This is a genomic window from Vibrio profundi, from assembly GCF_005281835.1.
Classification (GTDB): Bacteria; Pseudomonadota; Gammaproteobacteria; order Enterobacterales; family Vibrionaceae; genus Vibrio; species Vibrio profundi.
In genome coordinates, this window is sequence record NZ_RZIS01000003.1 from 272,711 (window position 1) to 299,287 (window position 26,577).

At 43.9% G+C, this 26,577-nt stretch carries 25 protein-coding genes; 13 read left to right on the plus strand and 12 right to left on the minus strand.

The genetic code is table 11. From position 1 onward, the window contains the following. The first annotated feature begins 2 nt into the window (after positions 1–2). The 5 genes from ELZ11_RS10035 (at position 3) to ELZ11_RS10055 (ending at position 2,901) form a co-directional block, all read left to right on the plus strand. On the plus strand, positions 3–380 hold the full coding sequence (locus ELZ11_RS10035) for a carboxymuconolactone decarboxylase family protein (protein WP_137357269.1): 378 nt from the start codon (positions 3–5) through the stop codon (positions 378–380). Positions 381–464: 84 nt separating this feature from the next. Further along, positions 465–1,349 carry an NAD-dependent epimerase/dehydratase family protein gene (locus tag ELZ11_RS10040; RefSeq protein WP_137357270.1) on the plus strand — a complete coding sequence of 295 codons (885 nt, stop codon included), beginning with the start codon at positions 465–467 and terminating at the stop codon, positions 1,347–1,349. Between the two features lie 77 nt (positions 1,350–1,426). Continuing rightward, a complete protein-coding gene (locus tag ELZ11_RS10045; protein WP_137357271.1) occupies positions 1,427–1,786 on the plus strand; it encodes a nuclear transport factor 2 family protein in 360 nt (119 codons plus the stop codon). Between the two features lie 153 nt (positions 1,787–1,939). Further along, complete coding sequence (locus ELZ11_RS10050; RefSeq protein ID WP_137357272.1) at positions 1,940–2,404, plus strand: acyltransferase; 465 nt, start codon at positions 1,940–1,942, stop codon at positions 2,402–2,404. A 20-nt stretch (positions 2,405–2,424) separates the two neighbouring features. Further along, entirely contained in the window at positions 2,425–2,901 is a 477-nt protein-coding gene (locus tag ELZ11_RS10055) for a GNAT family N-acetyltransferase (RefSeq protein WP_137357519.1), read from the plus strand. An 87-nt stretch (positions 2,902–2,988) separates the two neighbouring features. Here the strand turns inward: ELZ11_RS10055 and ELZ11_RS10060 are convergent, their stop codons facing one another. Further along, complete coding sequence (locus ELZ11_RS10060; protein WP_137357273.1) at positions 2,989–3,636, minus strand: glutathione S-transferase; 648 nt, start codon at positions 3,634–3,636, stop codon at positions 2,989–2,991. Between the two features lie 162 nt (positions 3,637–3,798). Here ELZ11_RS10060 and ELZ11_RS10065 point away from each other — a divergent pair, with 162 nt between their 5' ends. Further along, complete coding sequence (locus ELZ11_RS10065; RefSeq protein ID WP_137357274.1) at positions 3,799–6,066, plus strand: peptidase U32 family protein; 2,268 nt, start codon at positions 3,799–3,801, stop codon at positions 6,064–6,066. A gap of 70 nt (positions 6,067–6,136) precedes the next feature. Here ELZ11_RS10065 and ELZ11_RS10070 read toward each other — a convergent pair whose 3' ends face one another. Both ELZ11_RS10070 and ELZ11_RS10075 read right to left on the minus strand, forming a co-directional pair. Then, on the minus strand, positions 6,137–7,039 hold the full coding sequence (locus ELZ11_RS10070; protein WP_137357275.1) for a DMT family transporter: 903 nt from the start codon (positions 7,037–7,039) through the stop codon (positions 6,137–6,139). A 238-nt stretch (positions 7,040–7,277) separates the two neighbouring features. Further along, the gene (locus ELZ11_RS10075) at positions 7,278–9,089 is read right to left on the minus strand and encodes an ABC transporter ATP-binding protein/permease (protein ID WP_137357276.1); all 1,812 of its coding nucleotides are present in this window, start codon (positions 9,087–9,089) and stop codon (positions 7,278–7,280) included. 258 nt (positions 9,090–9,347) lie between these two features. Here ELZ11_RS10075 and ELZ11_RS10080 point away from each other — a divergent pair, with 258 nt between their 5' ends. Then, on the plus strand, positions 9,348–9,860 hold the full coding sequence (locus ELZ11_RS10080) for a macro domain-containing protein (protein WP_137357277.1): 513 nt from the start codon (positions 9,348–9,350) through the stop codon (positions 9,858–9,860). Positions 9,861–9,907: 47 nt separating this feature from the next. Here ELZ11_RS10080 and ELZ11_RS10085 read toward each other — a convergent pair whose 3' ends face one another. The 4 genes from ELZ11_RS10085 to ELZ11_RS10100 all read right to left on the minus strand — a co-directional run bounded on the left by ELZ11_RS10085 (position 9,908) and on the right by ELZ11_RS10100 (position 14,339). Next, the gene (locus ELZ11_RS10085) at positions 9,908–10,528 is read right to left on the minus strand and encodes a glutathione S-transferase family protein (RefSeq protein ID WP_137357278.1); all 621 of its coding nucleotides are present in this window, start codon (positions 10,526–10,528) and stop codon (positions 9,908–9,910) included. A gap of 10 nt (positions 10,529–10,538) precedes the next feature. After that, positions 10,539–11,570 carry an NADP-dependent oxidoreductase gene (locus ELZ11_RS10090; protein ID WP_137357279.1) on the minus strand — a complete coding sequence of 344 codons (1,032 nt, stop codon included), beginning with the start codon at positions 11,568–11,570 and terminating at the stop codon, positions 10,539–10,541. A gap of 212 nt (positions 11,571–11,782) precedes the next feature. After that, on the minus strand, positions 11,783–12,373 hold the full coding sequence (locus ELZ11_RS10095; RefSeq protein WP_137357280.1) for a TetR/AcrR family transcriptional regulator: 591 nt from the start codon (positions 12,371–12,373) through the stop codon (positions 11,783–11,785). 250 nt (positions 12,374–12,623) lie between these two features. Continuing rightward, positions 12,624–14,339 carry a S8 family serine peptidase gene (locus ELZ11_RS10100; RefSeq protein WP_137357281.1) on the minus strand — a complete coding sequence of 572 codons (1,716 nt, stop codon included), beginning with the start codon at positions 14,337–14,339 and terminating at the stop codon, positions 12,624–12,626. Between the two features lie 419 nt (positions 14,340–14,758). Here ELZ11_RS10100 and ELZ11_RS10105 point away from each other — a divergent pair, with 419 nt between their 5' ends. Beyond that, the gene (locus ELZ11_RS10105; protein ID WP_137357282.1) at positions 14,759–15,871 is read left to right on the plus strand and encodes a hypothetical protein; all 1,113 of its coding nucleotides are present in this window, start codon (positions 14,759–14,761) and stop codon (positions 15,869–15,871) included. A 112-nt stretch (positions 15,872–15,983) separates the two neighbouring features. On the opposite strand, the gene bamJ is transcribed toward ELZ11_RS10105, so the two are convergent. Together bamJ and ELZ11_RS10115 are read right to left on the minus strand one after the other, a co-directional pair. Beyond that, positions 15,984–16,457, minus strand: coding sequence for a BamJ family beta-barrel-assembly machinery protein (bamJ, locus tag ELZ11_RS10110; protein ID WP_137357283.1), 474 nt, complete (start codon positions 16,455–16,457; stop codon positions 15,984–15,986). A 41-nt stretch (positions 16,458–16,498) separates the two neighbouring features. Beyond that, positions 16,499–17,125, minus strand: coding sequence for a thiol:disulfide interchange protein DsbA/DsbL (locus ELZ11_RS10115; protein ID WP_137357284.1), 627 nt, complete (start codon positions 17,123–17,125; stop codon positions 16,499–16,501). 241 nt (positions 17,126–17,366) lie between these two features. Between ELZ11_RS10115 and ELZ11_RS10120 the strand changes: the two genes are divergently transcribed. Then, the gene (locus tag ELZ11_RS10120; RefSeq protein WP_137357285.1) at positions 17,367–17,972 is read left to right on the plus strand and encodes an OmpA family protein; all 606 of its coding nucleotides are present in this window, start codon (positions 17,367–17,369) and stop codon (positions 17,970–17,972) included. 47 nt (positions 17,973–18,019) lie between these two features. Next, positions 18,020–18,175, plus strand: coding sequence for a hypothetical protein (locus ELZ11_RS23790; protein ID WP_167494658.1), 156 nt, complete (start codon positions 18,020–18,022; stop codon positions 18,173–18,175). Between the two features lie 170 nt (positions 18,176–18,345). Here the strand turns inward: ELZ11_RS23790 and ELZ11_RS10125 are convergent, their stop codons facing one another. Both ELZ11_RS10125 and norR read right to left on the minus strand, forming a co-directional pair. Next, complete coding sequence (locus tag ELZ11_RS10125) at positions 18,346–18,705, minus strand: glutaredoxin family protein (protein ID WP_137357286.1); 360 nt, start codon at positions 18,703–18,705, stop codon at positions 18,346–18,348. A 134-nt stretch (positions 18,706–18,839) separates the two neighbouring features. Beyond that, on the minus strand, positions 18,840–20,429 hold the full coding sequence (norR, locus tag ELZ11_RS10130) for a nitric oxide reductase transcriptional regulator NorR (RefSeq protein ID WP_137357287.1): 1,590 nt from the start codon (positions 20,427–20,429) through the stop codon (positions 18,840–18,842). Positions 20,430–20,771: 342 nt separating this feature from the next. Between norR and hmpA the strand changes: the two genes are divergently transcribed. Both hmpA and ELZ11_RS10140 read left to right on the plus strand, forming a co-directional pair. Then, a complete protein-coding gene (hmpA, locus tag ELZ11_RS10135; RefSeq protein WP_137357288.1) occupies positions 20,772–21,965 on the plus strand; it encodes an NO-inducible flavohemoprotein in 1,194 nt (397 codons plus the stop codon). A gap of 119 nt (positions 21,966–22,084) precedes the next feature. Beyond that, positions 22,085–23,506, plus strand: coding sequence for a CHASE4 domain-containing protein (locus tag ELZ11_RS10140; protein ID WP_137357289.1), 1,422 nt, complete (start codon positions 22,085–22,087; stop codon positions 23,504–23,506). 79 nt (positions 23,507–23,585) lie between these two features. Here ELZ11_RS10140 and ELZ11_RS10145 read toward each other — a convergent pair whose 3' ends face one another. Beyond that, a complete protein-coding gene (locus ELZ11_RS10145; RefSeq protein ID WP_137357290.1) occupies positions 23,586–24,563 on the minus strand; it encodes a TDT family transporter in 978 nt (325 codons plus the stop codon). Between the two features lie 660 nt (positions 24,564–25,223). On the opposite strand from ELZ11_RS10145, the gene ELZ11_RS10150 reads away from it, so the two are divergent. Continuing rightward, complete coding sequence (locus tag ELZ11_RS10150) at positions 25,224–26,213, plus strand: CobW family GTP-binding protein (RefSeq protein ID WP_137357291.1); 990 nt, start codon at positions 25,224–25,226, stop codon at positions 26,211–26,213. The last annotated feature ends 364 nt before the right edge of the window (positions 26,214–26,577 follow it).

The following is a 26,577-nucleotide window of genomic DNA, read 5'->3' on the forward strand; positions in this document are numbered from 1 at the left end:
GAATGGAAAACACAAGATTTACCGCAGGCATGGAGCAGCTCACTAAAATTGATGGTGAGGCTGGGCACCGAGTAATCGAAAGTCTTGAGGGTATCTGCCCTGATTTAGCGCGCTTTACTATCGAGTATCCATTTGGCGATATCTATACGCGACCAGCGTTAGATCTAAAATCCAGAGAGATAGCGACGGTTGCAGCACTAACGGCATTAGGTAACTGCAAGCCTCAATTGCAAGTTCACCTAAACGCAGCGCTTAATGTGGGGTGTGCAGAGGAAGAGATTAAAGAAGTCCTATTACAAATGTCGGTTTATGCCGGTTTTCCTGCCGCTTTAAATGGTATGTTTGCGTTTAAAGAGGTACTAGACGAGAGAAGAAGATAGTTTAGGCAATGCTTTGTATCTTTCTGTACTTCTAATTCGGATTTGCTATTAGTAAATAATTAGAAAGATTTTCGAAGGTTTTGGATGAAAATACTCGTCACAGGCTCCGCAGGAAGGGTTGGCCGTGCAATATACATAAAGTTAATGCGAACCCATCAGGTTGTAGGATTGGATACCACGCCATGTTCGACCGTCGATATTGTTGGGGATATTCGAGACAAAGAAACAGTGAACAAAGCATTAGACGGGGTTAAAGTCGTGGTCCATACCGCGGCTTTGCATGCTCCACATGTTGGTATTGCAAGCGAAGAAGATTTCCAAAGTATTAATGTCGATGCGACTAAACAACTGGCATTGCAAGGGCTACAAAATGGTATTGAACATTTTGTATTTACCAGTACTACCGCATTATATGGTCATGCGTCTACTCCAAAGGGTACCGCAGGCTGGATTGACGAAAAAACAACGCCACAACCTAAGTCGATTTACCACCGAAGCAAAATTGCAGCAGAGAACGGCCTTAAAGAAATATCTGATTTGTTCAACTTGCCTGTCACCGTGCTTCAAATGTCGCGTTGCTTTCCTGAACCTGTCGACCTAATGGCGATCTATCGTTTAAACCGCGGAGTCGATGCGCGTGATGTGGCGAGTGCGCACTTATGCGCATTAGATAAACGCTTAAATGGTTTTCATCGCTTCATTATTTCAGGAAAAACACCTTTTGATGCATCCCATTGCCAACGGTTGTTTACAAGCGCTAATTCGCTCGTAAAAGAGTTACAACCTCAAGTCGCGGTTGCCTTTGAAGAGAGAGGTTGGGGCCTGCCAAAAACCTTAGACAGGGTGTATGACTCTTCAGCTGCGCAACAATATTTGGACTGGCAGCCGAAGTATGGTTTTGAATCGGTACTTGAAATGTACGATCAAGAGTTAGCAGAAGTATTACCGACCATTAAACGGTGTCCGTAAAGGGCGGTAAATAGCGGCTTCTTGATTTAGTAATCCATCCTATAGTTAAAACTGTTAATAATATGGGAGGCAGACTAATGAAGTTAGCTGATATCGTGCAACAAGGGTGGGAAGCCGTCGGGGCTGGAGATTTTGATAAATTGGTGATGGATTATGTTGAAGACATGACGTTCATCATGCCAGGGCAAAATGATGTCCTAAAAGGGCGTAGCCAATTTCGAAGTGCATTAGATGGAATAGGGGGCGCATTCCCTACAGGGTTTGAAATTACGGGATTGCGTCATATAGAAGGGGACAGCGAAGTGATTTCTATAGTGGAATGGAAATCTACAAAGGTTGAATCATCACAGCTTACCGTGTTGTTTAAGTTTGATGGCGACAAAATCTATGAGGAACGGTGGTTTGTCGATACCAAACAGTGGGACACTGCCCTTTAATGTCGATTCAACAGTGTGCAATCAAGTGCACTTTCAGTTTTGTGAGTGCCATTTTGCCATTTCAATAACACCATAACCATGAATTAAGTTAGAGTGCCCTAGTATTGGGCACTTTTTGTATGTCACTGTTTTAAAAGTAATCACGGAGGCTTAATGGCAACCCCAAGAGTGATAGAAGCGAAAATAGTGGATGTGGATTGCGGCGAGAACGTCACGATCATCCAACCATCAAATGTATATGGCTGTGAGTTAGACGATGATGTGTTTATCGGGCCATTTGTAGAGATTCAAAAGAATAGCCGCATAGGCGCGCGAACAAAAGTTCAGTCTCATACTTTTATCTGTGAGTTTGTGAACATCGGTCAGGATTGCTTCATTGGCCATGGCGTTATGTTTGCTAATGATTTGTTTAAAGAAGGGTATCCCGACCCTGATCCAAATAGTTGGGGAAGAACCAATATTGCTAACGGCGTTACAATAGGCTCAAACGCAACGGTATTGGCTGTGAGTATCTGCGAAGGCGTAGTGATTGGAGCAGGTAGCGTCGTCACAAAAGACATTACAGAAAAAGGGATTTACGCCGGAAACCCAGCCAGAAAGTTACGGGATTTACCATAGTGAATGATGTTATACGTGATGTGGCCTTAAGTGAGGTTTCCTCAGAAGAAGTGCCTTTGGAACTGTTGCTGGAAGCCGATCCATCTCAAGCCAGTATCAAATCTTATCTTGATGGATCGTGGTGCTTTGTCGCCACATATCAGGGAAAGGTCGTTGGCGCTTGTGTGGTCAATTGTTTGGATCAAAGTAAAAAGGATTCTTCACATACCGCCGAAGTATTTAACGTATCTGTGCTTTCAGAGTATCAGCAACATGGTGTCGGTTCTGCGCTGCTAAAGTTCTGCTTAATAGAACTGGCAGAAAAACAAATAGGCAGGGTTGAGCTAGGGACTGGCTCATTTGGCTACCAGCTAACTTACTATCAACGCCTCGGCTTTAGAGTGGAATCGGTAATCAAAGATTACTTTCTGGATAACTACTCGGAGCCAATTTTTGAAAATGGTATCCAGCACAAAGATATGCTGCGCTTGTATATTGATTTGAACCCTAACTACTAATGAATTCAAAGTGCAGGGTCACGTGAATAGAAAGGTAACGCGAACCCAATCGCGATACCTTGCTTAGGACAGGTACGATAACAATGGCTACTCGAACAAAAACTCTTCTTTAGTTTCTATCCACTGTGGGTATTGCTTCATTACTTTTGTGTATAGCGGACTTTCGTAATGTGCTTTTAACCATTTCCCTAAGTTGACGTATGAAGACTGCACAAACCACTTTTTGTCGACGCGAGCAAACTGGCTAATGAAAGGCATGAGGGCGAAATCTGCTTGGCTAGGGGTATCGCCAAACAAATAAGTGTGGTTTCTCAACTTTTCTTCTAACGGTCTAATAAAGGATTCGCATGCTTCACGGCGTTGAACTTGGTCATCGTTGTGGTAGCGCATTGATGCTCGGTACTGCTCTAAGTTTGGAATAAATTTCTGATCATTTAACGCGATCAATTGCTGTATCGAGCCCGCAAGCTCTGGCTGTTCACTGCGTAAAAGGTTTGCGGGATCGTTTAATTGCAGTGCCCATCTCATAATGTCTAAACTCTGTTCAATTACTTGCCCATTGCTGAGCACTAACACAGGCACCGTGCCTTTTGGTGAGGCGTCTAATAATTCTTGAGGCTTATTTCGAGTGACGATATCACGTAGCAATACCGGCTGTTTTGCGAGAATTAACCCCATACGAGCACGCATCGCGTAAGGGCAGCGGCGCAAAGAATATAAAATAGGTAATGACATAATGTTCTCGCTTGAAGTAAGTGACGGTTTTCTAACTCTATTTCTATAATTATTATTGTGATTCAGGTCAATAAAAGCTTGAGCTGTGGTAATGAATTAGTGATGTCGTTAGAATACGCGCTCAAAAAATATTATAAGTTTAGCAAGTGAGCGGTTTCAAAAATGAGCAGAAAAATTGAGTTATTGGCCCCTGGTGGTGATGTAGAAGCCATTAAAGCGGCTATCGTTGCCGGAGCGAATGCAGTTTATTGTGGCTTGGATACCTTCAACGCTCGTAACCGAGCATCCAATTTGTCCTTAGATGAACTGAATGGCGTTATTCGCCTAGCTCATGAGTACGGCTGTGAAGTGTTCTTAACTTTGAATGTTGTGCTATTAGAACACGAGATCAAAAACATCGTTAAACTTTTGAACCAGCTTGTGAACACCAAAGTAGATGGCATCATTGTGCAAGATCTTGGTTTGTTCGATTTGGTTAAAAAGCACTTCCCAACGTTAGATGTACACGCGTCTACACAGCTAACAACGCATAACGAAGGTCAAATCAAGTTCCTATCAAAGATTGGTGCATCACGCGTTAACTTATCGCGCGAGCTGAACCTTGAAGAAATCAAAACCTTGACGGAAGTGGCACATGATGTAGACGTGCTTACTGAAGTGTTCGTTCATGGTGCACTGTGTATTGCATTCTCTGGTCAGTGTTATTCAAGCTCTGTAAGTGTAGGTAACTCGGGTAACCGTGGCCGATGCAGCCAAGCGTGTCGTGATGAGTACGAAATTACAGAAGCTGGCAACCGCTTCCCGCTAAACTTAAAAGACAACTCTGCCTACTATGATCTACCTGAACTCGTGGACGCGAAAGTAGATTCCCTGAAAGTTGAAGGCCGTATCAAAGGTGCACACTATGTGTATACCGTGGTTGATACGTGGAGAAAGCAAATTGATAGCTTTGTAGAAAGTGGTTTGCTGCTTGAAGACGACTCGAACTTACACAAAGTATTCAACCGAGATTTCACGAATTCTTTCTTAAAAGGCAACTTAACGAAAGATATGTTTATCGATAATCCGCGCGATAACAGTATCAACTATGCAGTGGAACAAGCTTCAGAAAAAGCGTCTGAAAAAGCAGAGCAAATCTCTGTTGTGCAAATCCAAGAAGTGACAGAGCACCTGCATGCCGAGAAAGATGTGCTTGGGGATGAAATGCGCGAGAAAATCAAATTTCTCGATATCCGTAAAACACCAGTGACGATCGCTTTTGCTGCAAAAGCAGGAGAGCCATTAACAGTAACGGTGTTGTCTGATAAAGATCCAATCGTTGTTCAATCTAACTCACTACTGGTTGAAGACGAAGAAAAAGCACTGACTCAAGATCTGCTTAAGAAACGTTTTAAATCGGTTAAGAGCTCGGTACATAGCTTAGAAGGGCATAACTTCGATGCTATGGAAGATGGTTTGGCGCTTCCTTTACGAGAAGTATCGGATATCAAAGATGAGATTGATTTCATCTTGAATGGCTCGGTAAAAGTAATTAAGCATGTTGAAGTGCCTGCGCCGAAGCAACAGCCAAAAGTAAATGAAACGCCAACGCTTTCAATGCTTATTGCCGACGTGAAAGACCTTCACTTGTGTGACGTGACGGATGCAGATGTGTACTTCAAACTGCCAGAAAGCTTCAAGAAGCGTTGTAACAAGTACATTGATATCTTGTCTGAGAACCCTCGATTGATCCCTTGGTTCCCAGCGGTACTGATTGGCAAAGACTACGATGAAGCCGTGCGTATCCTTGAAGAAGTAAAACCACAGCGTATTGTGACCAACAACACGGGTATTGCTTATAAAGCGTATGAGATGGGTATTGAATGGGTTGCGGGTCCATTTATGAATACGACTAACTCACACGCGTTAGTGACACTTAAAGAAGAGCTAAACTGTGCTGGCGCGTTTATCTCAAACGAGATCAACAAAGGCCAAATTCGTCACATAAAACGCCCTGAAAACTTTAAGTTGTTCTACAGCATTTACCACCCGATCTTGATGATGACAAGCCGCCAGTGTTTCTTCCAAAGAACCGTGGGCTGTAACAAGCCGAGCATTGAAGCTGGCTGTATGCTTAAGTGTGAGAAAGCTACCACCATTACGAATGTGAAAGGCATCTCGTTTGCGGTTGATAAGCAGAAAGGTGGTTATCCAAGTATCTACAACCATGAGCAGTTCTTAAACTATGAAGCGGTTAATGATCTGTCCGGTTTATTTGATGAATTCTTCATTGATTTAACTAACATCGGTGCGGGTTCAAAAGAAGAACAAGATAAGGTCGAGTTGATTAAACACTTTGAAGGCCTACTGAATGGCGTTGAAGGTTCTCAGCAACAACTTGATCAGTTAGTGGAAATTCGTACTAACGCTCAGTACGTTCAAGGTTTGTAAGATTTCAGCATTAGCGATAATAAAAAGCCGACTCGATTGAGTCGGCTTTTTTTGTACGAGACAAGTAACGTTAGCTTTTCGCGGGAGTAGGCTTGGCTTTTCTTCCGCCAAACACATTGATGAGGGCGCCCGCAATGATCAAGCTACCACCAGCCAACGTCCAAGCGGATGGGATTTCACTGAACATTAGCCAACCAAGAATAATAGAGAACACCACCTGAATATAGGAGTAGGCGGTGGCTTTACTTGCGACTTCAGTTTGCATTGCTTTCGTCAGACCGACTTGGCCGATTTGCGTAAAAATGCCAACAAACAGCAGTAATACAAACGCTTCAAAGTTTGGCATTACGAAGTCGCTACCAAGCGCAATCAGCGAAATTGGCAGTGCGATCAGTGGGAAGTAGAAGATGATGACTGAGCTGTCTTCCGTGTTGCTTAATTTTTTGACGATCACGTATGCTACCGCACTACCAAACGCACCTAGCAAAGCTGCTGTCACACTAATAAAGGGTAGGTCATTTGCTCCGCCGAATGTGGTACCTGGGTTAACGATCAAATAAAGGCCGGATAAACAGAATGCAATGCAAATCATGGTTGAGAATTGAATGCGTTCGCGTAAGAAGACCAATGCCAATACAGCGGTAAAAACTGGGTGCAGATACTGCAAAATTGTCGCTTCGGCTAAAGGCAAAGTAGCAACGGCGTAGTAAACACACATTAGGGCGAGTGAGCCAGTAAAGCCTCTCGCGAATAATAGTTTTTTATTATTGCCCCAAATCGAAATACGTTTACGTTTCACATCGACATAGCTAATGATGAGCGACACTAATGCCCTGGCTGCAACAATTTCAAAAACGGGAATTCCGTGGGTGCTGACTAACTTTACAAAGCTCGACATAAGCGCAAAAGCAAGCGCAGAAATTAGCATGTATCTTAAGCCCACAGGGACAAGATTAAGGGTAGAAGAAGGCATCGACAATTAACTATGTTATCTATAAGAGCGGTGATCCTAGGGAACACAGCGCGGAAAAGAAAGCATTATTGAGAAAATCAGTAATGGTAAGCTGAGTTGAGGAGAATCGAGGTGAGATTGTTGGAAGCGTAAAGTCGTTAAAACTGAGGTTACGTATATTAAAAAGCCCTAGCTAAAGGGCTCCAAGATTTGTTGCGTATATGACCGAGGACCTTTAGAGGCCGCCAGTGACACTGTGCTAGTTGTGCATGTGTTTAAACTGAAGCTCGACTAAGCGCTGGTACAGTTCGCAGTTCTCCAAAAGTGATTGGTGATTACCAACTTCTACCAGACGGCCTTGATCCAGTACTGCTATTTGGTCGGCGTGTTTTATGGTCGATAAACGGTGCGCGATGATCAATGTGGTTCTTCCTTTCATTAACTCTTCTAGCGCTTGCTGTACGTGATGCTCACTTTCACTATCTAGCGCGCTGGTGGCTTCGTCTAACAATAGTATGTTGGGATCCTTTAAGATCGCTCGAGCGATCGCAATTCGTTGTCTCTGACCACCAGAAAGGCGAACGCCTCGCTCACCTAAGAAGCTGTTGTAGCCTTCAGGGAGGTTCAAAATAAACTCATGAGCATGCGCTTTTTTCGCGGCTTCAATCACTTGTTCGTCGGTCGCATCCGGTGTGCCATAGCGGATGTTATGGAAGACATCATTACTAAATAGCGCTGGCTGTTGAGGCACAAGTGCCATTTGTTGGCGTAACTCATTTGGATCAAATTTACGTAGGTCGATACCGCCTAATGTTACGCTACCTGATTGTGGGTCATAAAAACGTTGTAGCAGTTCGAATAAGGTTGTTTTACCCGCACCGGACGGCCCAACGAGCGCGAGTACTTTTCCTTCCTCGGCTGTTAACGCTAGATGCTCTGTGGCTGCTTGATCCGGCCTTGAAGGGTAGTGGAAAGTGACATCATTAAACGACACTTCAGCCGACAAGGATTTAGGCGAGATAGGGTTTTCTACTGGTGCGACGATGTGGCTTTCTACTTGTAGGATCTCAATCAATCTTTCAGTTGCACCCGCAGCGCGTTGTAGTTCGCCGAGCACTTCTGAAATGGTCCCTAATGAGGAAGCGACCATAATGGCGTAAAACACAAACGCACCAAGGTCACCCGCCGACATGGTGCCATTGATAACATCGCTACCTCCAACCCATAGCATTCCGGCAATCGCGCTGAACACGATCACAATGACGCCTGAAATTAAGATCGCACGTTGCTTAACGCGCTGGCGGCCAATCTCATAGGCTTTCTCTACTTCATTTGAGAACGAGAGACGCTCTTGTTCCTCATGGCTATAACTTTGAACAGTTTTAATGTGCTCAATTGCTTCACCTGCATAGCTGCCTACATCTGCCATAGAGTCTTGGCTTTTACGTGATAAGGCACGGACGCGTCGACCATACACAAGAATTGGCACCAGAATAAATGGAACGGAGGCAAGCACAATCAGCGTGAGTTTAATGTTAGTTGCGAACAGCATTATGACGGCGCCAATACACATGAGAGCGCTGCGCATCGCCATAGAAAAAGACGAGCCTATGATACTTTGCAGTAGCGTTGTATCGGTCGTGATACGAGACATGATGTCACCGCTACCATTGGTTTCAAAGTAGCTGGGGTGCAAAGTAATAACGTGATTGAACACGGCGAGCCTGATGTCTGCACTGACTCGTTCGCCAACAGAGGAAACCAAATAGAAGCGGAAGAAAGTACCGATCGCAATCATTACGGTAACGGCAAGGATGAACTGAATTGCACTGCCCAAGTCACTGAGTGATTGTTGCGAAAAGCCTTGGTCAATAAGGATACGAACGCCGTGGCCGACGGATAACGTCAGAGCTGCAGTGAAGATCAACGCCACTAATGCAGCGGCGACTTTCGCTTTGTAAGGACGAACAAACTGGAAGAGTTCAAACAAGATGGTCAGGTTCTTACCTTTCTTCTCCGGCACCGCGTTTAGGCTCTCGGAGTTGGGTTCTTGGGATGTACTTGCCTGCATATATCTGCCTTATGTTTGCCGAGAAAAAGATGAAAGTGTCGGCTCTGTTTGAGTTATTGGGGTGAGTTAAGCGAATAGCAAGCTAACCGAGTTAATTTATTTTCCAAATGTATAGTAAAAATTATTTTTCAATGGGTTTGGTTTAGGAATACACGTTGAATATTACTAATTATATTTTTGTTAATGGCCGATCTTTAACCGGATATCACCAATACTAGATAAAGCATGAGCGCAGTAAGTGCGGGAGAACAAGCAATCATGAGCAATATAATCATAGTACAAGGTGACATCACGACGGCGCGAGTCGATGCCATTGTTAATGCGGCGAACCCCAGAATGCTTGGTGGTGGCGGGGTTGATGGTGCTATTCATCGTGCAGCAGGACCTGAGCTTAAGCAATCATGTTTACAAGTCCCTGAAGTAAACGGTGAACGGTGCCCGACAGGAGAAGCAAGGCTGACTGTAGCAGGGGCGTTACAAGCGAGCTATGTGATTCATACTGTAGGTCCTGTATACGAGAATGTGCCTGAGCCAAAAGTCTTGTTGGAGTCGGCTTATGTGAACGCACTAGCGCTAGCGCTAAAAAACCAATGCGGCTCGATAGCGTTCCCCGCTATATCTTGTGGGGTTTACGGTTACCCGCATTTAGAAGCGGCTGAAGTGGCATTAGCGGTATGTAAACGAGAGGAATACTTGGGCTTGATTATCTATTTTTATCTGTTTGATGAAGCGATGGCGATGTTGTGGCGAGAAGTGGATTCCCAGTATTGAATCAAGGAAATGGAGTCAATACTGGGTATAGTTGTAACGGATAATACTTAGTTAGCGTATGCAGATTCTACTTCGTTTGCTTTGTGAAAAGCAGAGTGAGTTTCAAGCTGCTGAGCGTAGCGCTCAATATGTTCAAACGCGCTGATGGCTCCGTTGTTTTGCAGTATTTCCACAACGAACGACATCATAAAGTCAGCACCAGTGAGGCGCTCTTCAACTAAGTAAGTTTTACCTTTCAAAGATTCGTTTACGTAACCCATGACTTTCATCGTTTCTGAATCAGCGTAGCCACCCAAGAAATTGGTTTCGCAACCATCTTTAGCCACGAACATTTTCAGTAAAAGGGGAAGCATTGCTGAGCTTTCTGCAAAATGCAGCCACTGTGAATACTCAACATATTCAGGTGTGCCGCGCTTCGGTGCAAATTTGTCAGCCCCGTACTTTTCGATCAAATACTCAGTAATCGCGCCTGATTCAGTAATCACTAAACCTTGGTCTTCGATTACAGGTGATTTACCAAGTGGGTGAATCGATTTAAGCTCAGGCGGCGCGAGAAAAGTAACACTGTCACGTTGGTACGGCTTAATGTCATATTCTAGCCCTAGTTCTTCAAGTAGCCAGATAATGCGTTTTGAACGAGATTGATTTAAGTGATGCAAAGTAATCATGATTTGGTTCCTATTTCGCAAGGTTAGTTTGAATCACTAATTTGCCGAAGTTCTTGCCTTCTAGTAGCCCCATGAATGCTTCTGGTGCGTTTTCTAGGCCTTCAACTAAATGTTCGCGATATTTGATTTTGCCTTCAGCTAACCATTGGGTCATCTGTTGAGCGAATTCTGGGTAACGGTGCGCGTAATCGTCGAAGATAATAAAGCCTTGCATTTTGATGCGTTTAATTAGCAATGTAGCGACTAAGCTCGACATACGATCTGGGCCTTCTGGAAGGGAAGTCGCGTTGTATTGAGAAATCAAACCGCACACAGGGATACGTGCGCCTGTGTTAAGTAATGGCATGACTGCGTCGAAAACTTTACCGCCCACATTTTCGAAGTACACATCAATGCCTTGGTCGCAGGCTGCGGTTAACTGCTGTGCGAAGTCTTCTGCTTTGTGGTCGATACACTCGTCAAAGCCGAGTACTTCTTTTGCATAGCGACACTTCTCTTCACCGCCTGCTACGCCAATCACACGGCAGCCTTTTAGTTTACCAATTTGACCAACAGTCGCGCCTACAGGGCCAGTCGCGGCTGCCACAACAAGAGTGTCGCCTGCCTTTGGTTGACCAATGTCGAGTAAACCCATGTACGCCGTGAAGCCCGGCATGCCCATAATTCCGAGAGCGTATGATGCATGAGTCGGATTTTGACCAAGTTTGATCAGCCCTTCACCGTTCGATACGCCGTAATCTTGCCAACCTGTGTAAGCTAAAACCCATTCTCCCACCGGAAAATCAGCGTGGTTAGATTGCTCTACTTGGCACACTGTAGCGCCAACCATTACCTCGTCGATTTCCACAGGGTCAGCGTATGACGCTGCATCACTCATTCGTCCACGCATGTATGGGTCTAATGAAAGGTAGACACTGCGTAATAGCATTTCGCCTTCACCGATTTGCGGGATGTTCGCCTCTTCGATGCGGAAATTTTCTTGAGTAGGGGCTCCGACTGGGCGTGATGCAAGTACGACGCGGCGGTTTTGTAGGTTGGTCATTGGTGATTCCTCAATTTGTAATAGACTGATATTTATTATTAGACCAGTCGTCTAGTGTTTGTTTCTAAAAAACGCCAAGGTCGAGACATTGGCGGAATTTTAACTTTGTTAGTCGTAACAATACTTAGATTGGTAAAGAGTCCTAATCAGCTTGAACACATTTAAGCTGATAGATGTTCCCCACACAGAACCGCTGTACGGTTCTCTATCTATTATTCTTTAACGGATAAAAGGCCTTGAGTCGTTTCAAGGGCTAACTCTAAGCTAGAGACATCTTGAGCCAATTTGCTCAGTAAGCTTGCCCCAAGCCAAAGAGAATAAAGACTCTTAGCAGCGTTTTGTGTGTCTTGTTGCTTAATTGAACCGTCTTGAACCCCTTTGTAAATACACTCTGCAATGGCTGCCGTTACTTGGTTTGCACCTCTTAATAGCGCTTCACGCATTGGTTCTGAAAGGTCAGATACTTCCGCGCTAAGTTTTACTACTAGGCATTTATGAGCATTGCATTGACCATCATCGAAAACTAACCAGCGGCTAAAGTAGCCGACAAGCCTTTGGTAACCTGTACCTGCAGTTTGATTAAACGCTTCGTCTAGTCGAGCTAAGTATTGTTCAAAGTAATAGGCAATTAACGCTTCTCCAAATTGTTCTTTAGATTTGAAGTAGTGATAAAAAGATCCTTTAGGCACATCAGCCGCTTTCAATAGCTGTGAAAGCCCAACGCTCGTAAAGCCTTTGGCAACGATCAGTTGGTATCCCACATCTAAAATGTGCTGGCGAGTATCATGAGTTTTCGTATTCATGGCGCTACTATAATCTCCACTAGACCAGTCGTCTAGTAATTTCGCTGAATTAATGATTTTGGACTTTTGAGATTACTGGTGACGTTGATCGGGGAAAGCTGCTAGAGATTTATAAGTTTTTCGGTAGCAGCCTTAGATCCTCTGTAAGAAAACGCTAGGCTGCCAATACGGCTAGCCTAGCTATTTAGATGTTAGAACGGTTAGAAAGTCTTCACTTCAAATAGAAGGTTATGATTTAAAATTAAAAAGGTTAGGGCTTGTAGACGGTGATCTGCTCGCCTGAGTAAGATGATGTGAAAGTGACACTTGGCACACTGTTTCTAATTCTACGTAAAGTACATTCATTGGCACTACATCTCGCTCTACCAGAAGCAGACCATGTGCCGTCCAATTCGTCGAGGTTACTGGTCACGGTCGCTTTCCAGCGATTTTTGGTGACTTTGGAACTTCCAGATAAGACTTCCTCAACAACACCTTCTGTTACGGTGATATCTTGCATGATGCTGTCTTGGTTATTGTCAGCATCAGTGACAGTTAATGTTACAGAATAGGTTCCTGATTGGCTAAAGTTGTGAGCTACTTGCTCTCCGCTGCCCGTGTTGGCGTCCCCAAAATTCCATTCGTAGGAAACAATTCCCCCATCATCTTGAGAGGATGCTGCATCAAAAGAGCATTGTAGGTCGGTACAATTAAAGACGAAGCTAGCTTCAGGTGGTGTACCTACATTGGGCTCGACAAATGTTGGGATAAACACGGGAGCAGAAATATCTAATAAAGGCTCAGTTATTCCATCACCAGAATCGTCGACCCAATCATAGTTACCTGTGCTTAATAGAGTCTGAGTGATGTTGGAATCACCATTACTGGCGAGTAGAGCGGCGGCTCCAGCAACATGTGGTGCTGCCATAGAAGTACCACTAATGGTGGCGTAAGCGCCTTGTTCAATTGGGAAGGTAGAGTAGATACAGGCGCCGGGCGCTGTTATGTCTACAATTGAGCCCCAATTACTGAAATCTGCGAGAGTGTCATCAACATCGAGGCGACAGGTTGGTGAACCCAGGCCTCCAGCTAAACCGTCGAAGTCGGCGAGTGCAGATACCGTGATGGCACCGGGTGAATTGGCGGGAGTGAACCCCGATGAGTCTGAATTACTGTTGCCGGCTGCCACAACCACTGTCACACCATTCGCGACAGCATTGGCTATTGCGTCGTCCATAGCGCTGCTAGCTCCAGCACCGCCCAAGCTCATGTTAATAACTTCGATATTACCTTGTTCAACAACCCAATCGATACCTGCGATGATTCCCGCTAGGGAACCTGAACCGCTGGCATCAAGAACTTTGACTGCCCAAAGACGAGCGCCAGGAGCCACACCTACGACACCAAAATTATTATCTTTTGCTGCGATGGTACCGGCCACATGGGTACCGTGGTAATGATCATCATCCCCCCCTAAATCGCTGTCACAGTGATATACACGTCTGCGCGGGTTGTTGCCTGTGTAATACAAGCAGTTGGTTCCCGCGACTACGTTGAGATCAGGGTGATCGAAGTCGATACCGGTATCCAATACTGCGACATCCACATCGACGGGATTGTCTTCTGAACCATCAATATTCAAATTGGTTGGGTCGGCATAGATTCTTTGCAGCCCAAGCGGAATTGGCTGGGTATCCACTATGGACAACGTAATGTTCGGCTCAATATAGGCCACTCTAGGATCGTTACGTAGGCGACGCATTGCGCGTTCAGGGAGGTCGATTGAAAATCCTCTCAATACTTTCCGGTACATGTGCCTAACGCGGCCATTATTGTTTCTTTCTACGTCGTCAGCGGTGTTTTTAACATCGTTGGATTTCTTTAGAACGACAATATAGGATTTTTTGTCTGGGTCGGGTGCTGCGGGCAGCATTGTAGGTATCATTAACGCGAGGCTAATGACGATAGTGATGACTTTGCTAAACATGTTGGAATCCGTCCACTGATGAATCTATCCAAATAGTAGACGTGGGCAAATGGCCTCGCTAAGAGTAGCTATGCATATGTTTTGTTTCAGATAATTATCTCAGAAGCTAACCCTATGATATTCGCTGAACTAAAGTCTTTTGTGTTGGGTTTTCTATTCTCTGTGATTCGATCTGTTGATATATTCACCAGAACAATATATCATCACGCCAAATTTATAAGATGCACGTTACCCTTGTGAAGCTTCATTTCTGAAGTTATTGCCCTTGCCCTCGCGCTTTTGTGAAGAGGAGCAAACATGGACCTCGCAAATTTTACACGGAATGGCTAGCAGCCATCTTCAATAACAAATAACGCTAAAAAGCAGTATATACACAAGCTGTTTATTGAATCCATTATTTGACCTTATTGAGGTTTCGCATGCTTAACACTATCTCTACATCACCTCTGACATTGCCACTGAATACGATCAAGAAAGCATTTAGCGTGCTGATTGTTGCTTCGTGCCTTTCTGTGCCAAGCGTTTCGGCAAAGTTAACTAATGATAACTGGTTCCCGCGTTCGGATTTGATGCTACCTCGTCAAATGAGCACCTCGGTATTAAATAATGGATTCCGTTACGTGTTGATGCCAACGGAACAATCAGGCATCGAAATCCGTTTAGACAGCGGAGCGAAACTTACAGCTTTCAACGCTTCACCTGAAAGTGAAACCGAACTATTTCAAACGTTGGCGTTATTAAGTGATGAGCTTAAACGTGAAGCGAACTTAACGGAAATGGAAAGCTCATCGTTAGTTATCGTTGGTGACATTAACGTGTCTAAAGTTAAGCGTGAAGTGCTTAAGCAGTTCTCGACGTCTGAATTCATTGATTTAGACCGTGCAGCACAAGTATCAAACCTTGAGAAAAGCATTGATGTGGTGAGTGTAGCGCAGCAAGTAGAAGCACTACCGGAAGTCATTTCAATTTCAGTGTTGTCGACACAAGATACTGAAGACAGCAAAAAAGCGCGTCGCGAGAAGCTAACCAGAGACATTGCTCGTAGCGTTTTAGCGGAGCGACTTAATAAAGCGTTTGAGAGCAACCAGTTAATGGTTTCAGAAGTAAACACGTCAGAATCAGAATTGTTTGATCATCAGTTACTGACGTCGACAACAGTGACCATGGCGTCAGAGCAAGATGTGGAAGCTGGTTTTAAAGTATTAAAACAAACACTGACAAACCTTGTAAGCATGGGCGTATCTCGACAAGAGTTTGAAGCGCATGTTACGAAGCTTCGAGTGCAGATGGTAGAAAACCAACCTAGCATAGAGCAACAAGCTCAAGATATCGTCGAAGCAATTCAGCATCACAAAGTGTACTTACAGCCCTCTGATGAAGTTATGCTATTTGATTTCCATATCGCGCATATGAACGATAAAGATGTCACTTCAGCGTTGCAGTCGGTTTGGAATGAAAGTAATGGCGTTCGAGTTACAAAGGGTGGTACCAAGCTGGGTGAAACGGGTTTAGATGTGAGCGCGGTTAGATAACTCAGCCGACTGAAAACAATTAGGCACAATTAAAAACGGCCATGAGCAATTTGCTTATGGCCGTTTTGTATTTAGGACCTGAAAGGTCTTGAAGCGTAATGCTAACGAGTGATTATTGGATTTCGATTAATTCAACATCAAAAATTAGCGTGCTTGCTGGTGGAATAGGGCCTGTACCGCCTTTTCCGTAAGCTAAGTTACTTGGTACAAATAAACGAATCTTCTGACCTTCAACCATGTACTGAAGGCCTTCTTGCCAGCCTTTGATTACTTGTTTTACGCCAAATACGATAGGTTCGTTGCGATCAACAGAGCTATCGAAAACGGTGCCATCGATTAGCGTGCCGTGGTAGTGCACTTTTACGCGATCGCTTGCCGTTGGCTTAACTGTTCCCGTTCCTTCTTCCAATACTAGATATTGAAGACCACTGCCTGTGGTAATTACCCCTTCCTGTTGACCATTTTCAGCAAGGAATGCTTGGCCTTTTTCGTAGTTTTCATCGGCCGCTTTATGGTTATTCCATGTGCGGTAAATAAAGAAACCAGCAAGGATGAAGATGATAATTGGAAAAACAAATTTACTCATGAATGACACCTAAGTGATGAATGAAAAACTACCCAAACCGATTAAGGCTGTGATAGTAGGTAATTGATAGTGTTGGCAATGCCTTGAGCATCTTGATGGCCGGCCGTGAGTACTTGGTATTTACCATTGATGATAAATGTTGGTACAGAATTGATTTGACCTTGAACAGAAATCTCTTCAGCTTTTTTGATGTACTCAAATAGCTCCAGCTGTTGTTCTTTATTGATTTGATAAGGGCTGACTAAGCCGCGTGACTCGAATACTTCGTCTAATTCTTGTTGGCGTTGTTCTGGTGTTGCGTCTCCGCTCATTTGAACCGCAGCGAACAAGTCTTCCATAAACGCGTGATCTGGCGTGTCGTTCAACTGCATTACCGCAGTGTAGAAAATCATCGCGCTGATTTGTGCGCTTTCATTAAACGTAACGTGGACTTTGCCCATCTTCTGGTTCGTTAATGATTCGATCTCAGGAATCGAGCTTTCCATGCTACGACAGTGGCCGCAGTTGAGTGAAAAAATTTCCGTTACAGGAGCCAATCCAAACTCTGTTAAATCTACAGGAACACGTTGGTATTGCTTGCCTAATTGAGGCTCATTGCTTTCGCTGCACCCAGCAAGGATCAGAAGTGCGAATGCAGTCATTGCAAGTTTTGAAATCGTTTTAAACATCTTGATTACTCTATATTTAGAAGTCGAGTGATTCTAACCATTTCATCGATATTGGCAAAGTCTAATAAAGTAAATTAATGCAAATACCTAGGGCATTAAGCCGATGTTGGAATTGGGGATTCTAGAGTGTGATCTTGAACACTTTTTGTTTCGGAAGGCGTTAAATTAGCTAAAGTTATATAAATAATGCCGATAAAAATAATAGTCGAGCAGGATATCGAATACGTAACTTGGTGAATCAATGAAGTATGCAGTAATAATTTTGAGCTTAGCGTTGTCAGGGTGTCAGCTTTTACAGCCTGAAAACATGCTGGATACCGCTCCCAAATCTGATTTTGAAGTCGCTAACCCTGACTGGGGCGTTGTCGAACAGCCTAAGAATGTGGTGGCCGAACCCGTTATCGCGACCAATTTTGGTAAAACCATTCCAATGAACGATGCGCTAGAGGCATTTTTGCAGCAGCATCGTATCGATTATGAGCGTATTCCCGGCGAGCACGTTATGCTCAAGCTCACTGAACATGTGAACTTCAATACTGGCTCATCAAGCTTGTCTTCGATGTCGAATCGTTGGTTAGATCTTCTTGGCGATTACCTTTCTAAACGTAGTGACGTAGAAATAGTGGTGGAAGGGCATACCGATAGTACGGGTTCTTATGCCGTTAACGATGTGCTTTCTGAGAAAAGGGCGATGCGAATCAAAACGCACCTTGAAAGACAGCGTGTTGGTAGCAATACGATTTATACTCGTGGCTACGGCGAGTACGTCCCAGCTTGTGACAATATGACCAAACAAGGACGAGCCTGCAATCGTCGCGCTGAAGTGATTTTGATCGTGACACGTTAACTCGAAAGCCTGTCGCATCTTTACGTGCAAAAAGAATGGAGTCTTAAATGAAAAAATATAGCCTACTTGCGTTACTCGTTATGTCTTTGGCATCGGCTTTTCCAGTCACTCAATCTATTTCAGAACACGGCGCAGAATCACTATCTGAGCTTCAGTTAAGTGGAAAAGGGTATTTCTGGAGCCGAGGAGGCAAGCCGGCATAATCGATGATTAATTGGCTATCGTTAGTGTTTGTAGGCGATGGCTGCACACTATAGGAATAAAAAATCCCTCTAATTAGAGGGATTTTTACTAATTTGATATCGTAACCATGTTTAGCTGGTTGAGCTCGTCTTAGCTATATTACGATTTCCTTCACTTGCGCGGTGAACGTTTAAGCGAAGTTTTTTTCTAGGTAAGCAACGATGTCTGAAGATTCGTACATCCACTCAGTCTTACCGTCTTTCTCGATGCGTAGGCATGGCACTTTTACGCGGCCACCGCCAGCTTCAAGCTCGCTGCGGTGAGTCTGGTTTGTTTTTGCATCACGCAGCTCAAAGTTCACAGACTGACGCTTCATAGCGCGGCGTACTTTCACGCAAAATGGGCACGCTTCGAATTGGTATAGAGCGTGGCCTTCAGCAAGTTGGTTTACTTTAGTTTGCTCTTCTTGAGAACGCTTTACTCCGCGAGGAGAAAAAACGAAGTTCAGAAGTAAAATGATACGGCCTAGAAACCAGCGTACAAATTTCATAATTATCTCTACATCTTTAAAATAGGTTTAACAATTCGCGGCATTATATACACAAGTTGCCTAAGATGCTCGTAACACCGCAAATTGAATGTAACAGATTTGAAATTTATCCGGTCTATTGCGTAACTTGTTAGTTAAAGCCTTTCTACTTTATGTGTTTTTGATACGTTCAGCCCTAATCGTTTGGCTAAGCGGGTTAAGTTAGCTCGGTCGGTTTTTAGCACTCTTCCTGCCTGAGCCCAATTGTAATCCGCCTGTTCAAGTGCTTCTACGATGATGTTGCGTTGGAAATCCTCAGTAGCTTCTCGTAAACCGTGGCTTAGGTCGATATTCGGTTGAGCCACTTGGCTAACATCGTTAGTAAGCGTGATGCTCGGTTGATCTTGTTCTAATGGCCCACAGTCTTCTTTGGTAATCGTCACTAAGTCTTTGTTAGTGCTACGTGCCAAGGCTTTAAGTGCGGAGCGACTGATCACATGCTCCAATTCGCGCACATTACCCGGCCAGCCATATCGGTTTAAGAAAGAAAGCACATCAGAGCGGAACTTAACTTGGTTGATCCCGAGCTTTCTACGGGCTTGTTCAAGGAAGAAACCCGCTAATAAACTGATATCGTCTTCACGATCTTTGAGTGCGGGAACAGCGATAGGGTACACACTCAATCGGTGGTAAAGGTCGGCACGAAAACGCCCATCTTCTACTTCTTGTTTTAGGTCGCGGTTCGTCGCCGCAAGAACTCGTACATTGATCGTTTGAATATTATCTTGGCCTACAGGCTGAATTTCGTTGTTTTGCAAAGCGCGCAGTAATTTACTTTGTGCAGCTAATGGAAGTTCACCGATTTCATCGAGAAATAGTGTGCCTTCGTCGGCTAACGCGAATTTACCTAGGCGGTTTTTGTCTGCACCAGTAAAAGCGCCGCGCACGTGACCAAATAATTCACTTTCTACTAAGTTTTCAGGAATGGCTGCGCAGTTAACGTAGACGAGTGGCTTACGGCGTCGTTGCGATTGGTGGTGTAACGTACGTGCCACGAGCTCTTTACCAACTCCAGTTTCACCGTGAATTAGGATATTGAATTCGGAAGGCGCAACTACTTCAATATCGCTTTTTAGTGCCAACATGCTAGAGCTTTTGCCAATCAACTCACCGCCTTCACGCTCCCACGCTTCCTCATTTAACTCTTCAAGTAGGCGCTTGGATTGCTTTGCTTGGTGCTCAAGTTGAGAAAAGGTCAGCGCCATTTGCATGTTTGAAGCCGCGATCGCGGACAAAACTTCTAAGCTTCGTGCAGGGATTTGTGTGAAAACATCTGGAGTCAAACTATCGAGTGTAAGTACTCCAAGCAGTTTGTCGCCGAAGTAAAGCGGTAGCCCCATACAAGCATGCATTGGGAGGTCGCCATCATGGTCGATCAGTAAGCCATCAAAAGGGTCGGGTAGTGAACTGTCAGAGTCGAATCGAACTGGCGTGCGAGACTCACAGATTTCAGCAAAGCGAGGATGGTCAGCAATTACAAACCGGCGACCAAAGGTGTCGCGGCTTAGGCCTTGCATAGCGATGGGTACCAATGTGTCACCTTGTAAGCTCAAAAGAGCCACGCAATCGCACGTTATGGTTTTACGGATAGCATCGATAAGGCGATTGAAGCGGTCTTGGTCATTTAAGCCACTGGCTAATCCTATGGTCATTTCCATTAAAGTGGATGCTGAAATGTCTTGCATGCGAAACCCTTTCTCGTTTTTCTTACATGGTAGTGTCTTTATGACTTTAAATAAAGGTCGAAAAGACTTGTTTGATCTAAATCAATTTATAGTGAATCTAGGAATGACGGGCTTTTTAAAGTTGGCATCGTTCGTGCAATGTAGGTAATTGAATCAAAAGTAAACTTTGCTCATATATTAAGTTTGTCTATTGGTTTTATAACGAAAGGTTTTCATGCTCAATAATTGAATGGTCAAAGAATCATCGTTAGTGAAAATCTCGGCCAATTATCATAAGAGAATAAACATAAGGTCAAATTGACATCAAAAGTCAAATTAAGCCACTAGTGTTTGGAGTTATACATGCTTAACAATCAACATATCGACATCATCAAATCGACAATTCCACTACTTGAAAGTGCAGGCCCAGCGCTAACGGTTCACTTTTATCAGAGAATGTTTCAACATAACCCAGAGTTGAAAGATATCTTCAACATGACTCACCAAAAAACGGGTCGTCAAAGTGTCGCGTTGTTTGAAGCGATTGCCGCTTACGCGAAAAACATTGAAAACCTATCGGCGTTGACCGCTGCGGTTGAACGCATTGCCCATAAACATACCAGCTTTAATATCCAGCCTGAGCATTATCAAATCGTTGGTCATCACTTGATCGAAACGCTACGCGAGCTTGCTCCAGATGCGTTTACACAAGAAGTGGAAGAAGCGTGGACAGCGGCATATCTATTCTTAGCCAAAGTATTTATTGATCGTGAAGCGGAATTATACCTGCAACGCAAGCAAGCGATTGGCGGCTGGCAAGATGCTCGTACCTTCAAGTTAGTCGAAAAAACGAAAGAATCTGAGTTAGTGACGAGTTTTGTTTTCGAACCTGCGGATGGCGAAGCGGTATTGGATTATATTCCAGGCCAATACATTGGTATTGAAGTGACACCTCACGGTAGTAACTACAAAGAGATCCGTCAGTACTCGTTGTCTCAAGCGCCAAATGGTCGTAATTACCGTATTTCAGTGAAGCGTGAAGGTGTGAATACGGACCACCACGGCTTGGTGTCTAACTTCCTACATGATCATGTAAAAGTAGGGGCTGAAGTTGCACTTTATGCGCCTGCTGGAGACTTCTTCTATAAAGAGCGTAATAAGCCAGTAACGTTGATTTCTGCTGGTGTTGGTGTAACGCCAATGCAGTCGATGCTTGAGTTCTTGAATCAGCAAGGAAAATCAGAGCAAGTGTCTTACTTGCATGCGTGTGAGAATGAGCAACAACACTCTTTCTCTGAGACAGTGAATAGTATTTCCGAGGCGAATGGCTGGTTTGTAAAAACATGGTACAACGCACCAACCGAAGAGCAAGGCAGTGAATCTAAGGGGCTGATGAACTTAAGTGCGATTTCTGAGCATCATGATCTCGAAGAAAGTGACTTTTATATCTGTGGCCCAGTAGGCTTTATGAAGCACGTTGTCGATCAACTGGATGAAATGAAGGTTTCAAGAGATCGTGTTCATTACGAGGTATTTGGCCCTCACTCATCATTGTAATCTAGGCCCTTTAATTGACTAAGGCTTTGCTTCGGCAAGGCCTTTTTTGTAATTTGTGTTATATGGTATGTTATTCAATATGAGTTCAGAATATACTGCTCACGCTCGAATTACCGACTATGATTAATTGGATTCCTACTTTGAATAAAGACAGCGCAATGAAATGGCACCATTCGATAGAAAAGCGTCTTATTATTATCTTTTTAATGGCGATGACACTGACTTTTGGTGTAATGACAACCGTTTCTGTGATTGTTGGGAGCGAAGAACGTAAGTACAACGAAACGGTACAAGTTGAAAAGTATCTGCAAATCGCCTTGAACTTACTCAAATCGAAAATTGATGACGTTGCCGTTCTAGCAACAGATTATGGCGAGTGGGATGATACTTATCATTACATGAATGCCCCGACCAGAGAATTTGAACAATCTTCGATGGATATGGATTCACTTGAATCTGTCGGGTTAAGTGGGGTTATTCTGCATCAATTAGATGGCGAAGCGGCCTATAAGTTAAGTGTTTACGACTACTCAACGGATTCCGCGTTATGGTCTCTATTCAAAAACATGAATGCTTATCAAGCCAGTGAAACCTATCGCGGTGCAATCTTTTTACAAGGCCGGATATTGGTCTACGTTTCTCATCCGATTACTGATAATTCCGGTGAAGCGCCAACTAACGGTCGTATTACCTTGGTGCGAGAGCTAAACCAGCGCATACAGGAATCGATTAGTAAAGACTTGGGTGAATCGATGAATATCGTCAATATGGCTCAGCCAGATGCGGTCGAATTAATTCGCTTTACCGGTAAGTGGCGAGTCGATAAGTCAGAAATTGTCTATTCAGGTAATACCTTAACGGGCGTTTATCGGCTGTTTTTATCAGATGAACTGCCACTCCCTTTGTTGATTGAGCTTGAAGTTGAGCGCACTGAAAATCACTATCACAGTGTGTGGCGTTGGCTCATTCCTGAAGTCATTATGCTGGTATTGCTTACTGTCGGATTGGTGTTCATTCTGAGGGCAACCGTGACTAAGCCGATCAAACATCTGATTGAGTGGCTAAATCAGGTGGATGGTTCTCAGCTAGCCGAAGATCTTAAGCCGTTTCCTCATGCTCAGCACGGCGAAATTGGTATTCTCAGCAATAAATTCAGCGATATATACAACAACCTTTATCAGCAGCATCAGTTTAGCCAACTATTACTCTATTCAATCAGTGATTTTATTTTTACCGTCGATAGCCAAGGCAGAGTGGACTATTGCAACCCTGCAGCCGCCGAGTGGCTTAAAATCGACTCCCGACAGGTTTACAACCAAGATTTTGAGTTACTTTTAGTGAGTGTCGATGAGAACGCACCGAGTGTGTCTAACTGGCTGTACCGTGCTTTGGAGACTTCGAGTGAATACAGCGGTCAAGTATTAATAAGAAAGCTGAGTGAGCCAGACAAAACATATTTAGTAGAGGTTCAGGTGAGCCCGATTTTGAATAATGATAGCGACCATAAAGGCGCAATGATCATTCTTCGTCCTAAAGATTGATTCCACTACTGATAAAAAAGCCCCATCAAGTTGATGGGGCTTTTTTATAGCAATTTAGTTAGGTGACTACGTGCCAACTTTAGCGCCTGACACGGCTAACGATCTTTGCAGGAGTAAAGAATTCCGGCCAGTACATTTTAATGTAACCCCCTGACACCCAAATGACCAAAATAGTCGCGATGGTTAATTCAAAGAAGCCAAAGTTATGCAGCCAAAACCATTGAGGGTGCTCAGCTTCGAAAAAGTCGGTTAAGCGATGCATCGCAATTGCGCTGATGACGGAAGGGAAGGTAACCGCTGCAATTGAAGGTTGAAACTTGAGGCGCATTAAACGTATGTAACACAAGTAGATCATGAGCGTCATAGTGATAGCAATGCCTGCCAATGCACCTGTGAGTATTGGATCCGGCTCTTTAAAGTTAACGAGGTATGCGGCTAAAGAAAGGTTTACTGGCGCAGCCATGATTGCAAGCGTTGGTCGAGCTCTACGTGGAAGGTTGCCTTCAAAGACTAAACGGTAAAGCACCAGCGGTAACATAAAGAAGTAAATACCGATACAGATGGATGCGAGAGTCTCTGAAAACACGGTCAGCCCAAACTGAGAACCAGCTAGCGAGCTGCTGATTAAGCCAACCGGATATAAGAACCAGCTCGGCACAATATTCGACATTTTGAAATTCATGATCTGGAAGCTAAAAAATAGCACCATCATCGTAAAATGTAAGAGAAGCGCGGCAAACCATATCGGATAAGCAAATGTTGGAGAAATGGCAGCCAGATAATCGGATAGTACCAATAGCGCCATGCTCATCGGCGCCATTAAACTACCACTGAGTGGATGGCGAATATCATTAATGAAAGTGCGATAGCTCGTAAAATACTTGAGTAGAACGGGCAATAGTAAGATCGCGCCAATGGCGGCTAGAAATGGACGAACAGAATCACCTAATCCGGGAATATACAGTGCCCAAGCATGGCCAAGACCAATGACACCTAATGCTAACGAAGCCTGAGAAGGCGGAACGTTTTGCACCCTGATGAGACGTTTCCAGTTCAAAAAATTACTCCATTTAGATTGAAAGCTCTAACTGATACCTGTCTGAGCTGATTTCGCTACGGATGCTACAAATACTCGTATGTGAAGTAAAGGTAAGATTCGGGTTACAGGCCAACAGACAAGAAAACTGTGATGCGGATTTCCACGTGCTTCAAGGAAGCTTGGAATGGATTGTACACATGTGCGATTTTTAACCAAAGTGACAATTTCGCAACTTAGATTTTCAAAATTGAAACACATGAACTGCCCAAAGAATAAACTATGGAATATAGGTCACAATTTCGACTCTTCTATAAGGGCCAGCTTGTTTTTTCACAGATTTGAACCATAGTTAAATTGTAAAGCAACATAACGAGCCGCAAGGAGAATGAGGTTTTACACACAATTTGGATGGATTCAAAATACCAGTTCTAGTTCCTCGTAAATTGTTCAGGTCGCACCAATAGACTTCCTGATTCGCGAACTCACGATTGAGTAACGAGGGTGAGGCGTACTTTTATCGGTACGCCTTTTGTCTTTCTGCTTTCTAACTTTTGTCGATAAAATATTCGATTGTCACTTTCCTCTGTAAACTTTCCTATTTTCATTTACTTGCTGTACGCAGAGCTCTGGCGAAAGCCCAGATATTATGTATATACTCGTTAAAAAAGGAGTGCATCTATGATCCAAAAAGTCCCAACAAATATCATCACAGGTTTTCTTGGAGTCGGTAAAACGACCTCGATATTAAATTTACTGAAAAACAAGCCACAGGAAGAGAACTGGGCGGTATTAGTGAATGAGTTTGGTGAGATTGGCATTGATGGTGCATTGATGACAGATCAAGGGGCGATGATCAAAGAAGTGCCGGGCGGCTGTATGTGCTGCACCGCAGGCGTTCCTATGTCAGTGGGTATAAACGCGTTGCTTAGACAAAAGCCAGATCGTTTGCTGATCGAGCCGACTGGGCTAGGGCATCCAAAACAAGTAATTGCGACACTGACTTCTGAGCAATATAAGCCGTATGTCGATTTGAAAGCGACGTTAGGGTTAGTTGACCCGCGTAATCTGAGTGATGAAAAATACACATCAAACCAAAACTTTAACGATCAGTTAGACAGTGCAGATGTTGTTATCGGTACTAAGGTTGACCTGGTGCACTCTGAAGACATCGATGTATTTAATGATTGGGTCACTAATCAGTCGCCGCCGAAAGTGTTTAGTAAGTTGGTGCACCACGGGGATATTCCTTTAGAAGTGCTAGATATTGAACGTGTCTATGGCGGAGCGTCTTTTGGAATTGAAGCTCACCATCACGAACATGCGGAACAAGAACCACAATTTGAGCTACCGCCAGGCGAAGCCTTTATCCGCAAAGAAAACAAAGGGCAGGGCTACTTTAGCTGTGGCTGGCTGTTTGGCGCGGAGTACAAGTTCGATTTCGACGAGCTGTTTTCGATGTTATCCGCTTTAACGGCAGAGCGCGTAAAAGCGGTAGTGAACACCACGCAAGGTTGTTACGCCTTCAATGTGGCGAATCAAGTTGTCTCTGTGAATGAAATTGGCTTGGAAGGCTTTGAATCGCGTTTAGAAGTGATAGATTCGGAGTTAATGCCGTGGAGTGATCTCGAAACGATATTACTTAAGCTATGTGGTATAGAACAGACATAGATAGACACATTCAGTATGTCTTCTAGGTAGTATTTACTTTCATTCGAATAAGCGATGGGGTATGTATCATCGCTTTTTGGGTTATTTATCAATTCAATCCCAAACTCTTAGACTTATCTGCAATAAAGTTATTTCAACTAAGATATGGTGCTCATTTGGTATAGGAAATATAAATTTTACTGGCATATAAAAATATTTAGACCTTAAGTAAATTTCTTTATTTCAATTGGTTACGCATCAATAATGTAAAATACTCTTATTTGTCCTATTCATCGCTAGACAGCTTTTTACTCGTTCTTGATACTGCCCCGACATTATTGGAGGCGGTTCGATCAGAAGTTCTGCCCTATTTCTACAGAGATGA